Annotated in this window: 12 protein-coding genes; 3 read left to right on the plus strand and 9 right to left on the minus strand. The window is 65.4% G+C overall.

Annotated elements, in window-relative coordinates:
* Positions 1–28 precede the first annotated feature (28 nt).
* The 9 genes from hisS to manD all read right to left on the minus strand — a co-directional run bounded on the left by hisS (position 29) and on the right by manD (position 11,507).
* Positions 29–1,321: a histidine--tRNA ligase gene (hisS, locus tag D9V29_RS11860; protein WP_121673543.1), complete on the minus strand. Its 1,293-nt coding sequence runs from the start codon at positions 1,319–1,321 to the stop codon at positions 29–31.
* Between the two features lie 36 nt (positions 1,322–1,357).
* Positions 1,358–2,044: a nucleoside triphosphate pyrophosphohydrolase gene (locus D9V29_RS11865; protein WP_121673544.1), complete on the minus strand. Its 687-nt coding sequence runs from the start codon at positions 2,042–2,044 to the stop codon at positions 1,358–1,360.
* Positions 2,041–3,471 carry an aldehyde dehydrogenase family protein gene (locus D9V29_RS11870; protein WP_121673545.1) on the minus strand — a complete coding sequence of 477 codons (1,431 nt, stop codon included), beginning with the start codon at positions 3,469–3,471 and terminating at the stop codon, positions 2,041–2,043. The genes D9V29_RS11865 and D9V29_RS11870 overlap by 4 nt, the downstream gene beginning before the upstream one ends.
* Entirely contained in the window at positions 3,468–4,346 is an 879-nt protein-coding gene (locus tag D9V29_RS11875; protein WP_121673546.1) for an SDR family NAD(P)-dependent oxidoreductase, read from the minus strand. Before D9V29_RS11875 ends, D9V29_RS11870 begins: the two co-directional genes overlap by 4 nt.
* A 69-nt stretch (positions 4,347–4,415) precedes the next feature.
* On the minus strand, positions 4,416–8,030 hold the full coding sequence (mfd, locus tag D9V29_RS11880; RefSeq protein ID WP_121673547.1) for a transcription-repair coupling factor: 3,615 nt from the start codon (positions 8,028–8,030) through the stop codon (positions 4,416–4,418).
* A gap of 53 nt (positions 8,031–8,083) precedes the next feature.
* Positions 8,084–8,698: an aminoacyl-tRNA hydrolase gene (pth, locus tag D9V29_RS11885; RefSeq protein WP_121673548.1), complete on the minus strand. Its 615-nt coding sequence runs from the start codon at positions 8,696–8,698 to the stop codon at positions 8,084–8,086.
* A gap of 109 nt (positions 8,699–8,807) precedes the next feature.
* Positions 8,808–9,407 (minus strand): 50S ribosomal protein L25/general stress protein Ctc, encoded by a 600-nt coding sequence (locus tag D9V29_RS11890; protein ID WP_121673549.1) that lies wholly within the window; start codon positions 9,405–9,407, stop codon positions 8,808–8,810.
* A 308-nt stretch (positions 9,408–9,715) separates the two neighbouring features.
* The gene (locus tag D9V29_RS11895; protein WP_121673550.1) at positions 9,716–10,252 is read right to left on the minus strand and encodes a gluconokinase; all 537 of its coding nucleotides are present in this window, start codon (positions 10,250–10,252) and stop codon (positions 9,716–9,718) included.
* Between the two features lie 16 nt (positions 10,253–10,268).
* Positions 10,269–11,507 (minus strand): D-mannonate dehydratase ManD, encoded by a 1,239-nt coding sequence (gene manD / locus D9V29_RS11900; protein WP_121673551.1) that lies wholly within the window; start codon positions 11,505–11,507, stop codon positions 10,269–10,271.
* A 341-nt stretch (positions 11,508–11,848) separates the two neighbouring features.
* On the opposite strand from manD, the gene gnd reads away from it, so the two are divergent.
* The 3 genes from gnd to D9V29_RS11915 all read left to right on the plus strand — a co-directional run bounded on the left by gnd (position 11,849) and on the right by D9V29_RS11915 (position 14,556).
* The gene (gene gnd, locus D9V29_RS11905) at positions 11,849–13,306 is read left to right on the plus strand and encodes an NADP-dependent phosphogluconate dehydrogenase (protein WP_121673589.1); all 1,458 of its coding nucleotides are present in this window, start codon (positions 11,849–11,851) and stop codon (positions 13,304–13,306) included.
* 105 nt (positions 13,307–13,411) lie between these two features.
* Positions 13,412–14,239: a CPBP family intramembrane glutamic endopeptidase gene (locus D9V29_RS11910; RefSeq protein WP_121673552.1), complete on the plus strand. Its 828-nt coding sequence runs from the start codon at positions 13,412–13,414 to the stop codon at positions 14,237–14,239.
* 80 nt (positions 14,240–14,319) lie between these two features.
* A complete protein-coding gene (locus D9V29_RS11915) occupies positions 14,320–14,556 on the plus strand; it encodes a hypothetical protein (protein ID WP_121673553.1) in 237 nt (78 codons plus the stop codon).
* The last annotated feature ends 136 nt before the right edge of the window (positions 14,557–14,692 follow it).

The raw sequence follows: 14,692 nt of genomic DNA on the forward strand, positions 1-14,692 counted from the left end.
GGCGGCAGAAGCTCAAGCCCGCAAGAGGTCAGCCGAGTGGCTTGACCTCCAGGTCGGAGACGGATGCCGTCTCGCCGGTCACGAAGGCGAACGCGCGGAATCCTTCACCGGTGACGCGGTCCAGCAGAACCTTGAGGTTCTTCGTCCGCTTCTCCAGCCGAACCCGTTTGCCTGTCGCCACGAGGGCGGACTTCAGCGCGATGAGGGCGCCCGGTGTGACATCGCGGTCGTACACGAGGGCAATCGACTCGCTCGCGGCATCCTCCGGCAGTTCGAGCAGGTCTACGATGCGTTCGAAACCGATCGAGAAACCGGTGGCGGGAACGTCCTGGCCGAGGAAACGACCGATCATGCCGTCGTAGCGGCCGCCGCCTCCGAGCGAGTAGCCGAGGTCCGGGTGCTCGATCTCGAAGATCGGGCCGGTGTAGTAACCCATGCCGCGAACGAGGAACGGGTCGAAGATGACGGGTGTGGTCGTGCCGCTCCCCGACTCGGCCGCTGCGGTGCCGATCGCCGCGAGTTCGGTGATGACGTCGTCGCTGACCCCGGCTGGGAGCTGCGAGCGGATCTGTGCCTCGCCGAACGGCTGGTCCTCCGGTTTCGGTCGCTCGAAGAACGCCTCGAGGCGGTCCACGGCGGCAGCAGTTGCTCCCCGCTCGCGCAGTTCAGCGAGGACCCCGGACGTGCCCACCTTGTCGAGCTTGTCGACGGTGATGAGAACGCTCGCGTGCTCGGCTTCCGCGAATCCGAAGGCGTCGAGCATCCCTACGAGGAGGCGCCTGTCGTTGATCCGGACGCGGCAGCCGGTGAGCCCGAGCTCGAAGAGGACGGCGGAGGTGGCTGTGATCAGCTCGATCTCGGCGATGGGGCCTGCCTCGCCGATGATGTCGATGTCGCACTGGACGAACTGGCGGTACCGTCCCTTTTGCGGACGTTCGGCGCGCCACACCGGAGCGATCTGGATGGCGCGGAACACCGGAGGCAGCTCGGCCCGGTGCGTGGCATAGAACCGGGCAAGCGGAACGGTGAGGTCGAAGCGGAGCCCGAGGTCCGCGAGGGAGTCAAGGCTTCCCTTCCCGGCCGCCGTGACGGCATCCTCGGGGGTCAGTCCCCGCTTGAGGACGTTGAAGGCAAGTTTTTCGTTGTCGCCACCGAGTCCGGAATGCAGCCGCGCGAAGTCCTCGACAACGGGGGTTTCGATCTCATCGAACCCGAACGACGAGTACACGCTGCGGATGACACCGAGCGCGTGTTCCCGCCTGGCCTTGTCCCGGGGAAGAAAATCGCGCATGCCACGGGGCGGAGTTACAGGAGAGGCCATACCTCAATTCTGGCACGGCCTCCCCTGCCGCCCGGTTCAGCCCGGCGCTCCCCCGCGTTCCTGCTCGCGGATGCCGTCCTGCAGGTCGCGGAGGGCGGTGCGGAGCGCTCGTTCCGCGTCGAGGCCCTGGGCGCGGGCGGTGGCGGAGATGTCGAGGAGCACCTGACCGAGTTCGTGCTCGTCGGTGAACCGTGGGCCTTCGGTGCCGCGGATGCGCGGGTCGGGAAGACCGGCCCGCTCCGCCCGAGTGAGGACCTTCTCGGCAAGAGCGAGGGCTGGCATGCTCTGCGGGATGCCATCGAGCGCGCTGGTTCGCGTCGATTTCTCGGCTGCTTTTGCTGCGCTCCACACGCGCCACACGTCCTCGACGGTGTGCGCGGTCTCGTCGCCGAAGACATGCGGATGCCTCCGGATCATCTTCTCGTTCGCGGCACGTGCGATGTCGTCGAGGGAGAACCGCTCGGCAGGCGTCCTTCGCGCGATCTCGGCGTGGAAGACGACCTGAAGCAACACGTCGCCAAGCTCCTCGAGCATGACGTCACGATCCTCCGCCTCGACGGCGTCGATGAGTTCGTAACTCTCCTCGATCAGGTAGGTGACGAGCGAAGCATGTGTCATCGTCTGGCTCCACACGCAGGTGTCGAGCACGACACTCATCGACGCGGCGAGCGCGTCCATGTTGGGGAGCGAGTCCGGCCGGACCGGGTCGACGGCATCCGTCATCGTGTGCGGCGCCAGGTTCTGGCAATCACCGTGCGGATGAGCAGGTCGCGGAGTTGCCCGTGGGGCGGGTAGATGAGCCGGAGAGTGTCCGGGTTGATCGGCTTGGAAAGCACGGCCTTGTGGTGACTGAAGGTGTCGATGGAATATTTGCCGTGGTACTGCCCGTTGCCGCTCGGCCCGACACCACCGAATGGGAGGCCGGGAACCAGCAGGTGGGCGGCGGGGATGCCAAGCCCGACAGCCCCGGAAGACGTCTCGCGCAGGAACCGTCGCTCCACCGACCGGTTCCTGCTGAAGACATAGAGGGCGAGCGGTTTGTCGCGTGCGGTGATGAAACGAATGGCCTCGCTCACCCCGCTGACATGCACGATGGGGAGCAGAGGTCCAAAAATCTCGTCGGCCATGATCGGCGAATCCGGGTCGACCCCGTTGAGAACGGTCGGCGCGATGTATTTCGCTGCCCTCTCCACGCCGCCGCCGATCGCGGGTGTGGTCCCGTCCAGGAGCTCCGACAGCCGGTCGACGTTGTGCTCGTTGACGATGCGCGCGTAGTCCCGGCTCTCCCGCGGCTCGCTGCCGTACAGCTCGGCGATCGCAGATTCGAGGTGTGGGATGAGCGCGGATGCGGTTTTCGGTGTGGCGAGGACGTAGTCCGGTGCGACACAGGTCTGCCCGGCGTTCAGGAACTTGCCCCACGCGATCCGCCTGGCTGCCACGGCGAGGTCGACACCGTCGTCGACGAAGGCAGGGGATTTTCCACCGAGCTCGAGGGTCACAGGAGTGAGGTGCTCGGCCGCTGCGCGTGCGACGATCCGGCCGACACGGCCGTTGCCGGTGAAGAAGATGTGGTCGAACCGCTCAGCCAGGAGCTCCGTGGTCTCCTCGACGCCACCCTCCACGACTCGGACCGCTGCCGGGTCCAGATACTGCGGGAGCAACTCGGCCATGAGCCGCGACGATGTCGGCGCCAGTTCGCTCGGCTTGAGGAGGACGGTGTTGCCCGCTGCCAGCGCCCCGACAACGGGCACGAGCGAGAGCATGACGGGGTAGTTCCACGGCCCGATCACGAGAACGACGCCGAGGGGTTCCCGCACCACCTTCGCGCTCGCGGGCGCGAAAGCGACCGACACCGGCACCCGCCGCGGGCGAAGCCAGGAGCGGAGTCGCCGGAGCGTGTAGTCGATCTCGCCGACGATCAGCCCGATCTCGGAGATCTGTGCCTCGGTTGGGCTCTTCGCCAGGTCGGCCGCGAGCGCGCGCTCGAACTCGTCGCCACGCTCGATGAGCATGCGCTTGAAAGCCGTCAGCTGCCGGACGCGCCAGCCGAGCGGCTTCGTCACTCCGCTGTCGAAGGTCCGGCGAAGGTCGCCGACGACCGCTGCGGCATCCGTCTGGGGTCTGGGAGTGGTCGTCTCGAGAGCGCTCATGCCCGGTTCTCCGCTTCGCGTGTCTGCTCCCGCGTCGGTCCGCCATCGGCACGACCGGTGAACTCGTCCATGCTCGAGTACACATGGAACACCCGATCGGCGACGACGTCCCAGGCACGCGGCGGCAACACGCCCTTGAGGGCACGGGCGAGGCCGACGGTCCACGGTGTCATGCGCTGCGGTTTTCCCGCGAGCATCGCCTGCCACGCGCGGGCTACGGCGATGTCCGGCAGCAGAATGGGCGTCATGAGCGGGCCGCGAACACCTTCGAACATGCCGGTGGCGACGTAGGACGGACAAAAAGTGGTGACGCGGACGTGGCTGTTGCCCGAACGTTCAAGTTCAAGGCGGACGGAGTCGCTCCAGCCGATGAGTGCCCATTTCGACGCGGCGTAGACGCTCATTCGCGGGTTAGACAGGGTTCCGGCAGCGGATGCCACGTTGAGGATCCGCTTTTCACGGGGAGCGTCGGTGATCATCGCCGGGAGGAACTCTCGAGTGATGTGCATCGGCGCGATCGCGTTGATCCGCATCGTCGGCTCGGTGTCGCGTTCGGAGTCTGTGTTCCAGAAGTAGTCGTTGCCGCGCACGATTCCCGCATTGTTGATGAGCACGTCGGGAATGCGTCCTTCATCGAGTTCGTGAGCAGCAGCAGCCCGCACGTCCTCGAGTCGCGAGACGTCGACGACGCGAGTGTGGATGATCGTGCCGTGACCGGAGAGGGCGCTCGCCGTGGCATCCAGCATGAGGGGGTCGATGTCCCAGAGGGTGACGGATTCGGCTTGCTCCTGAACCGCCCGCTGGGCGTAGAGCCGTCCCATTCCTGAGGCTCCTCCGGTGACCAGGACTCGGGCGTGTGCGACGGTGAAAACCACGGATACCTCCATTGGACGCTGTGGATTCCCACACTATTGGATGCTGCCGACGTGAGAGAACCGACAACTTCAGGAGGCGGCCTGTTCCTCCCGGGGCGGAAGCGGGAACAGCGCGTCGAGGAACTGACCGACCCACGTGATGAGTTCGGCGTCGGTGAGGGCCTCCCCATGCTTCTGCGGCATCGGGACGATCAGCGCGCTCGCCTGAGCGAGGTACTTGCCGCCCGGGTACATGCGGCGCAGCCGCGCCTGCAGCGAGTCGGGGAGGTTCGCGGGAGCGGCTCGCAGGTTGCTTCCCATGGCCACGAGCTCGCTGAGGCCGACACGCTGGGCGCGTTGGCGCAGTTTCGAGATGGCGATCAGGTTCTGCACCTGCGCCGGCGGTTCACCGTACCGGTCTGTGAGTTCGTCGAGGACGAGTCCGATCTGGTCGTCGGCGGCTGCCGGACCTGATGCTGCGGAGAGCTTCTGGTACGCCTCGAGCCTCAGCCGCTCGCTGTCGACGTAATCCTCGGGGATGTGCGCGTGGACAGGCAGCTCGAGGCGCAGTTCGGTCTGCCCCTCGGCGACATCACCACGGAAGTCGGAGACGGCTTCACCGATCATGCGCAGGTACAGGTCGAATCCGACCCCGGCGATGTGGCCGGCCTGTTCGCCACCGAGGAGGTTTCCGGCACCGCGGATCTCGAGGTCCTTGAGCGCCACCTGCATTCCGCTGCCGAGTTCGTTGTTCGCCGCGATCGTCGAGAGCCGGTCGTGCGCGGTCTCCGACAGCGGTTTGTTCTCGTCGTAGAGGAAGTAGGCGTATGCGCGCTCCCGACCGCGGCCGACCCGGCCCCGCAACTGGTGGAGCTGGCTGAGGCCGTACTTGTCGGCACGGTCGATGATGATCGTGTTGGCGTTCTGGATGTCGAGTCCGGTCTCGATGATCGTCGTGCAGACGAGAACGTCGAACTTGCGCTCCCAGAAGTCCACAACGACGCGTTCGAGCACGTTCTCGGACAGCTGCCCGTGGGCAACCGCGATCCGCGCCTCAGGAACGATTTCGGCGATCTGTGCTGCGATCCGGTTGATGCTCGACACCCGGTTGTGCACGAAGAAGATCTGGCCTTCGCGCAAAAGCTCCCGCCGGATCGCCGCTCCGACCTGCTTCTCGTTGTACGGGCCCACGAAACTGAGAATCGGATGCCGTTCCTCGGGTGGGGTCGCGAGAGTCGACATCTCCCGGATGCCGGTGACCGCCATCTCCAGCGTGCGGGGAATCGGCGTGGCACTCATCGCAAGGATGTCGACGTTCGTCTTGAGCTTCTTGAGCGCGTCCTTGTGTTCGACGCCGAACCGCTGTTCCTCATCGATGATGACGAGACCGAGGTCCTTGAACTTCATTCCCTCGCTCAGCAGGCGGTGCGTGCCGATGACGACGTCAATGGTTCCCCGCTCGAGCCCGTCCTTTGTCTCTTTCGCTTCCTTCGCGGTCTGGAACCGGCTGAGGGCGCGGAGGTGCACAGGGAAACCGGCGAACCGTTCCGAGAATGTCTCGAAGTGCTGTTTGACGAGGAGTGTCGTCGGCACGAGCATGGCGACCTGCTTGCCGTCCTGCACCGCTTTGAACGCGGCGCGGATGGCGACCTCGGTCTTACCGAAACCGACGTCTCCGGACAGCAGCCGGTCCATCGGGATCGGCCGTTCCATGTCGGCTTTGACCTCGTCGATCGTCGTGAGCTGGTCCGGGGTCTCCGCGAACGGGAATGCTTCCTCGAGCTCACGCTGCCACGGGGTGTCCTTGCTGAAGGCGAATCCCTTCGACGCCATCCGCGCCGAATACAGCTTGACGAGCTCGACGGCGATGTCGCGGACGGCCCTGCGGGCTTTGCTCTTCGCCTGCGACCAGTCGCTGCCACCCATCTTCGACAGCGCCGGCGCCTCCCCGCCGACGTAGCGGCTGAGCAGGTCGAGCTGGTCGGTGGGAACAAGCAGCTTGTCGCCGGGGTAGCCACGCTTCGACGGCGCATACTCGAGGGTCAGGTATTCGCGACGCGTCTTCGTGGGGTTCCGTCCGCCGCTGGACACCTCGCGCTGGCTGAGTTCGACGAATCGCCCGATGCCGTGTGTCTGGTGGACGACGTAGTCCCCCGCTTTGAGCTGCAGAGGGTCGACGACATTTTTTCGCCGCGACGCCAGCTTCTTCACCTGGCGCGAGTCGTAACCGATGGTTCGACCGTAGAACTCGTTCTCACTGATCAGGGCGAGCTTCGCCTCGGTCAGTTCGAATCCGCTCTCGGCGGTCGCCTGCACGAGGTAGGCGACTCCCGCTTCGGGTTCGGCCGGGAACTCGGCGACGAGCCGCGCAGGCACCTCGTGCTCGGCGAGAACATCGCGGGCACGCTCGACAAGACCGGAGCCACGGGCGGCGATGCCCACGATCCAGCCGTCCCGGACACGCTCGGCGACGTGCGCGATTGCACCGTCGACGTTTCCCGAGAAACTGGGAACAGGGTCGGCGGCAACACGCACGGTGAGGAGCTCGTCCATCTCCCGCTCCTCGGGCAGGACGTCGTCCGGCCCCTGCTGGAAGGTACTGAACGTCCACCACGGATGATCGGAGGCGGGCTGCCCGGGCGCCGTGAAGCGGGTCGCGTCGCGAAGGTCGCCGAGGCTGATGAACTCGCCGCTCGCGAGGTCGATCGGCGCCTGGGCTCCCGCCGTCGCAGCACTCCATGCCGCTGAGAGGAACTCCCGGTTCGTTTCGGAGAGGCTGATGGCCCGGGTGGCGACGCGTTCGGGCGACATCACGGCAACGGCGGTACCCGCCGGGAAGTAGTGACTCACCGGAACTAGTCGTTCGAGGAGAGCAGGCGCGAGGGACTCCATCCCCTCGACCGGGATTCCGTTGGCGATCTTCTCGAGCATGCCAGCCATGCTGGGGAACTCGTGCTGCATCTCGGCCGCGCGCTGGCGCACGGCGTCGTTCAGCAGCAGTTCGCGGCTGGGAGGAAGCGAAACCTCAGCGACAGCATCCGGGATCGAGCGCTGGTCGGCGACCGAGAACTCGCGGATCTGCTCCACCTCGTCACCGAAGAACTCGACACGATACGGATGTTCCGCCACGGGCGGGAAGACATCGAGAATTCCGCCGCGCACCGCGAACTCTCCGCGACGGGACACCATGTCGACGCGGACGTAGGCCAGTTCGACGAGTTCCGTCGACAGCTTCTGAAGGTCGTGACCGCGTGCGCCTGCGACGAGGCGGACCGGTTCGACGTCGGTGAGGTTGTCAGCGACGGGCTGGAGCGCTGCCCGCACCGAGGCGACGACGACGAGCGGCTTGGAACCGTCCCAGTCGGCCATCACGCGAAGAGCCGTGAGCCTCTTTCCGACGATCTCGGCGCTCGGGCTGAGCCGCTCGTGCGGGAGGGTCTCCCACGCCGGGAAGTCGATGATCGTCGCATCGGGCAGAACACTCGCGAGGGCACCGCGCAGGGACTCGGAGTCACGGCCGGTCGGCGTGACGACGAAAAGCGCACCCGGTTTCTCCGACGCACGCCTGGCGCGGAGCAGGCCGGCGACCAGGGGTGCCCGGAGTCCGTCGGTGACGGAGAAATCCGCGTCACGAGTGGCGTAGCCGAGGGCATTGTCAAATGTGGAGGCGCGCGAAAGCGCATCGATTAAGCCCGAAAGGATCACCGGGACAGTCTACGCGGCCCATCCGACAGCGAGCCGGACGGTGGAGCATCCGCTCAGGAGGGAGAGTGCACCTTGAGTTGCGCGGCCGAGAGCCCGCTCTCCGCGACGAGCGTGACGGCATCCGCCGCGTCGCTCAACAGGTTGGGGAGCACGTCACGCTCGGTGCCGGCGAAGTCCTTGAGGACGAAGTCGGCCGCGTCCTGACGTCCGGGAGGACGCCCGATTCCCACCCGGACCCGGACGAAGTCGGGCGTTCCTGTGGCCTTCGCGATGTCGCGCAATCCGTTGTGTCCGCCGTGCCCACCACCCTGCTTGAGCTTGAGCGTGTCGAACGGGATGTCGAGTTCGTCGTGGACGACGATGAGCCGGGAGGCATCGAGCGAGTAGAACGTGAGGAGCGCCGCGACAGGTCCCCCCGAGACATTCATGTAGCTGTTGAGCTTCGCCAGGATGAGCTTGGGGCCGCCAGCGGCCGTGAAGCCCTCGGCGACCAGAGCGGGAGTCTTGTGCTTCCGAAACCCCGCACCGATGCGGCCGGCGAGTTCGTCGACGACCATCTGTCCGACGTTGTGGCGGTTGCGCGCGTACGCGGGACCGGGATTGCCGAGGCCGACGACGAGCCAGGTGTTCTCCGCCACGATCGGCTCCTTCTTCCTGTTCCACCACATACGTGTTCCTTCAGCGATTCGGTAATGCTGCTGTTAAGGCGACGAGCCCGCCGGTTCGCGATTTTGGGAAATCACGAACCGGACAGGCTCGACAGTCTTACGGCCGAAATTACTCGGCTGCGGGTGCCGCGGCTTCTGCTTCTGCAGCGGCTTCGGCCTCTTCTTCGGTCTCTTCCGGCTCTGCGATGGCGACGACGAGGAGGTCGGGGTCGCTGAGCAGGTTGGAGCCCGAAGGCAGCTGGACATCCTTGGCGAGGATCTGAGTGCCGACCTCGAGGCCCTCGATCGACACGACGAGGTTCTCGGGGATGTGGGTGGCCTCTGCCTCGATCGACAGGGTGGTCGCGTCACGGTTGACGACGGAACCAGGAGCGGACTCGCCCTCGATGTGGACCGGGATGTCAACGGTGACCTTCTCACCCTTGATGACGACGATGAGGTCGAGGTGCTCGATGATGCGGAGCACGGGGTCCTTCTGCACGTCCTTGACGAGGGCGAGGCTCTGCTTGCCGTCGATCTCGAGCTCGAGAACCGCGTTCGACTTGCGGATGATGAGGCCGATCTGGTGCGCGGGCAGCGCGAGGTGCTGCGGCTCGGTGCCACGACCGAACATGACGGCGGGGATCTTGCCGGCAGCACGGAGCTTGCGGGCTGCGCCCTTGCCGAACTTGGTACGTGTTTCTGCGACTACTTTGTTGTCGTCAGCCATGGTGTTCTCCTTGGGTGAGCCGGGGCTCTTTCGCGTGAAACCGGAGGTGAATCCGGATGGTCTGGGAGGGGCCCGGCGAACCGGACTCCAGTCAACTCGAACGCATGTCAGCGTGAGGAAAAGCCGGTTCCTGAGGGAAACCATGGGTGCCTTGCCCACCGCGTCGATCACGGATGCTGCCTGCGCCGTAACGCACAGCATCCCTCGCCGAAGTTCAGTGGCCAAGTCTACCCCATGGCTTCACCGCCTCTCTCCGCCGGCGGAAGGGACGTGGTCGACGGTCGGGTACGCCAGTGCAGAGGCGGAGGTCAGGCGCTCGAGGACTCCGTCAGAGCGGCAGCGGCTTCGGCGACGATGGCCGGAACGGTCTGGTCGATGTTGATGACGATGCCCGGTTCGTCGTCTCCGAGCGGCTCGAGGGTGGCGAACTGCGAGTCGAGGAGGGTGGTCGGCATGAAGTGGTCGCTGCGTCCTTCCACGCGCGTCGCGAGGACCTCGCGAGTTCCGGCGAGATGCACGAACCGGGTTCTCGGGGCGGTCTCGAGGATGGCCTCCCGGTAGGAACGTCGCAGAGCGGAGCAGGCGATGACCATCCCTGTTCCCCGCCGACCGGCATCCGCGAGGGTTCGCCCGACCGTCGCGAGCCACGGCCAGCGGTCATCATCATTCAGCGGCTGCCCGCCCGCCATTTTCTCGATGTTCGACTGCGGGTGCAGCGAATCACCGTCGACGAACGGAACCCCGAGGGCACCGGCGATGAGCGCCCCGATCGTGCTCTTGCCCGACCCGGACACACCCATCACGATGATCTGGATGCCCTCGGAGGTTTCGTTGTTCGTCGTCATGCGTCGATTCTTCCAGTCACCAGTCGTGAACGGTGCCGTCTGCGAGACGGTTGTACGGCAGGTAGGCGGTTTCGTAGGGGTATTTGCCTGCTTCGTCGACATTGAGTTCGACACCGATGCCCGGCTTGTTGCCCGGGTGCAGCATGCCGTCGTTCCAAGTGAAGGACTGCTCGAAGACGCTGTTGGTCTTCTCGCCGTGCTGCATGTACTCCTGGATCCCGAAGTTGTGGATGGCCATACCGAGGTGCATCGCGGCAGCCATACCGACGGGCGAGATGTCGGTCGGACCGTGCATGCCTGACTTGATCTGGTACTGGGCGGCGTAATCGAGCACCTTCTTCAGGTGCGAGATCCCACCGGTGTGGGTGACCGCGCTCCGCACGTAGTCGATGAGCTGTTCGCGGATGATCTGCTGGTAGTCCCATACCGTGTTGAAGATCTCACCGATCGCGAGCGGCGTCGTGGTGTGCTGGCGGACGAGACGCAGCGCCTCGGGGTTCTCAGCGGGCGTGCAGTCCTCGAGCCAGAACAGGTCGTAGGGTTCGAGCGACTTGCCGAGCTTTGCCGCCTGGATCGGCGTCATCCGGTGGTGTCCGTCGTGAAGCAGTGGGATCTCGGGCCCGAACTCGTTGCGGACGGCTTCGAAAACAGTCGGCACGTGACGCAGGTAGCTGCGGGTGTCCCAGTCTTCTTCATTCGGGAGCGCGCCGCGCTGGGCGGGCTCGTGGTCGTAGCGGACGCCGGCATTGGCCTCGAACGTCGCGTTGGAAGCGATGCCGTAAATCGACTTCAGGCCGGGAACGCCGGTCTGGATCCGAATCGACTTGTACCCCTGCTCCTGGTGCTCGCGCACGCTGTCGAACAGTTCAGGAAGACTCTTGCCCGACGCGTGCCCGTAGGCCATGAGACCCGTGCGTGAGGCTCCGCCGAGAAGCTGGTAGAGCGGCATCCCCGCCGCTTTGGCTTTGATGTCCCAGAGCGCGACGTCGACGGCGGCGATCGCGGCCATCGTGACCGGGCCACGACGCCAATACGCGCTGCGGTACAGGAACTGCCAGGTGTCCTCGATGTTGTGGGCGTCGCGGCCGATGAGGAGCGGAACGACGTGCTCCTTGAGGTATGCGACGACGGAGAGTTCGCGCCCGTTGAGGGTCGCGTCACCAAGACCGGTGAGCCCGTCCTCCGTGGTGAGTTTCAGGGTGACGAAGTTCCGGTCGGGACTCGTGACGATGACTTCGGCCTTCTCGATTTTCATGATGATTCCTTGATCGTGGAGGGTGGATTCCATCGTGGGAGCTGACGGCCGCGCCCTGCCGCAGGAGCTTTTCGAAGCAGCCCGTGGTCCTCCGCTCCATCGTCACTCGGCATGTCACGATCCTCTCGGCGATGTCCACCATCTTCGGTTGGCCCCGATCAACGCTAGCGCACCCCATCCCGGCAGTTCCGGCGAGGCTGCCGGCCGTCATGTACCGGAACGCGCCTGCCCGTTTTGCTAGCGTGTACACGGAACCGACCCCCTGTCAGCGCCCCATCGCATCCCTCCTCTCATCGAGGATTGTCCATACTGTGAACCGCGAACCACTCGAGGAGACTCCCATGACGGAAACCACAACGGCCAAGGCCAACATCGGCGTCGTCGGTCTGGCGGTGATGGGCTCCAACCTCGCCCGCAACCTCGCCAGCCGCGACGGAAACACCGTGGCGGTGTACAACCGCTCCGTCGAGAAGACGAACACCCTCCTCAGCGAGCACCCCGAAGCGGGTTTCATCGCCTCCGAGAAGATCGAAGACTTCGTGGCGTCGCTGCAGAAGCCTCGCACGGCGATCATCATGGTCCAGGCCGGTAAGGGCACCGACGCGGTCATCGACCAGCTGACCCAGCTCTTCGAGCCGGGCGACATCATCGTCGACGGCGGTAACGCGCTCTTCACCGACACGATCCGTCGTGAGAAAGCGGTGCGCGAAACCGGCATCAACTTCGTCGGCGCCGGCATTTCGGGCGGAGAAGAGGGAGCACTCAAGGGACCGTCGATCATGCCGGGCGGATCCGCCGAAGCGTACGAGACCCTCGGTCCGATCCTCTCCTCGATTGCTGCGGTCGCCGAGGGCGAGCCCTGCGTGACGCACGTCGGCACCGACGGCGCCGGCCACTTCGTCAAGATGATTCACAACGGCATCGAGTACGCCGACATGCAGCTCATCGCCGAGGCATACGACCTCATCCGTCGCGGCACGGGCAAGTCCCCCGCCGAGATCGCTGACGTCTTCGCCGAGTGGAACCGGGGAGAGCTCGAGAGCTACCTCATCGAGATCACCGCGGAGGTCCTCCGGCAGGTCGACGCGAAGACGGGCAAGCCGCTCGTCGATGTCATCGTCGACCAGGCCGGTTCCAAGGGCACCGGCGTCTGGACGGTGCAGACAGCCCTCAACCTCGGCGTACCGGTCTCCGGCATCGCCGAAGCCGTATTCGCGCGCGGCCTGTCGTCGCACCCCGAGCAGCGGGAGGCGGCATCCGACCTTCCTGGCCCGAGCGACGCCTGGAGGGTCGAGGACCACGACGCGTTCATCGAAGACGTTCGCCTCGCCCTGTACGCGTCGAAGATCGTCGCGTATTCGCAGGGCTTCGACGCCATCGCTGCTGGCGCTGACGAGCACGGCTGGAACATCGACCTCGGCGCCGTGTCGAAGATCTGGCGCGGCGGCTGCATCATCCGCGCCCAGTTCCTCAACCGGATCGCTGACTCGTACAGCGACGTTCCCGACCTCAAGCTCCTCCTCGCCGCGCCGTACTTCGCCGAGGCCATGGCGGGGGCCCAGGATGCCTGGCGTCGCGTCGTCGTCGCATCCGCCCAGTCCGGCATCCCCGCGCCGGCGTTCTCCTCCTCGCTGTCGTACTACGACGGGCTGCGCGCCGACCGCCTGCCCGCCGCACTCGTGCAGGGTCAGCGGGACTTCTTCGGCGCCCACACCTACAAGCGCGTCGACGGCGAGGGAACGTTCCACACCCTCTGGTCGGGTGACCGCAGCGAGATCCAGGCCACCGACAGCCACTGATTTCGTCGACGCCCTGTCGGCCGCTCCCACGGAGTGGCCGACAGGGCGTTGTGTGTGTCCGGCACGCTACGCTCGAATCCGAACGCAGCCAACCAGGAAGGCCCCATGACGACGAAGTTGCCCGAGAGCGCACCGACGACCCACCGCGCGCTCAGCTGGAACCTCCTCCCCGGCGTCCTCATCGCAGCATCGGGGCTCCTCCTCTTCGGCCTCCACTGGCGTCCTGGCGGTTACGTGGTCCTCGCGGCAGCACTCGTCGCCGCCTTCGTCGTCAACCGCGCTCTCGCCAAAGATGTGGCGCTCATCGCGGCAGGTCTCATCATCATCAGCCTCGTCGAGATCAACACTGATATCTCGTGGGATCACATGATCGTGATGGGCATCGCCCTCGCCGCTGCTGTCCTCGTTCCCTACCTTGCGTCGCGTTATCTCTATCGCGACCACGCCATCCGCTTCCCGGTGCTCACCGGACAGAAATGGACACGCGTCGAGCTGTGGTACCTGATCGCCGTGCTCGTTCTCGGCTGGTTCATCCTGCCCGTGTACATGATCCCGACCGGTGTCTACGAGAACTGGCCGGCGGCATCCGATCCCGGCTCGATCGCGCGGCTGTTCCTGGGCACGAACGCCCTCGGGATCTGGGATGAACTGTTCTTCATCTGCACCTGCTTCACACTGCTGCGCAGGCACTTTCCTGACTGGCAGGCAAACCTCCTGCAGGCAGTCCTCTTCACGTCATTTCTCTGGGAACTGGGCTTCCACTCCTGGGGACCGTTCCTCATCTTCCCGTTCGCACTCGTGCAGGGCTGGATCTTCAAGCAGACCAAATCGCTGTCATACGTCGTCAGCGTGCACCTGCTGTTCGACTTCGTCCTGTTCCTCGTGCTCCTGCACTCGCACAACCGGGACTGGCTCGCGATCTTCCTCTACTGACCCGGCGGAGAAAGTGCAAGGTCCATAGGCCGGCGGTCCCCGGCGCGAGACAATGGGATCACCGACGCGAGGAGAATCCCATGACCGACAATACGCAGGATGCACCGATCGAGGATCAGCACCCCCAGCCGCTCGACGACAAGGTCGCCGGCATCCTGATCCAGGAAGAAGCGGACCTCGCCGGCCACGATCAGGCTGACGTTCTCGAGGCACTCCGGCAACGGTTCGCGGATGCCGGGATCGCCATCTCCGAGGACGAGCTGATCGAGCAGAGCACCCGCATCGCCGCGGCCGAGCCGGGCACGTTCTCCAGCTGACGGACCGATCCCAGCGAGATCACCCGCTCAGAAACTGTCAAGCCCCTGTACAGGGGTTCGAGCGGAATTTACTCTCGGCAGTACAAGGTTCTCCCCCGAGTTACCCCGCTTAGGTGCTAGTGAGAGCACCCGGACG

It is taken from the genome of Mycetocola manganoxydans, from assembly GCF_003667545.1.
Classification (GTDB): domain Bacteria; phylum Actinomycetota; class Actinomycetes; order Actinomycetales; family Microbacteriaceae; genus Mycetocola_A; species Mycetocola_A manganoxydans.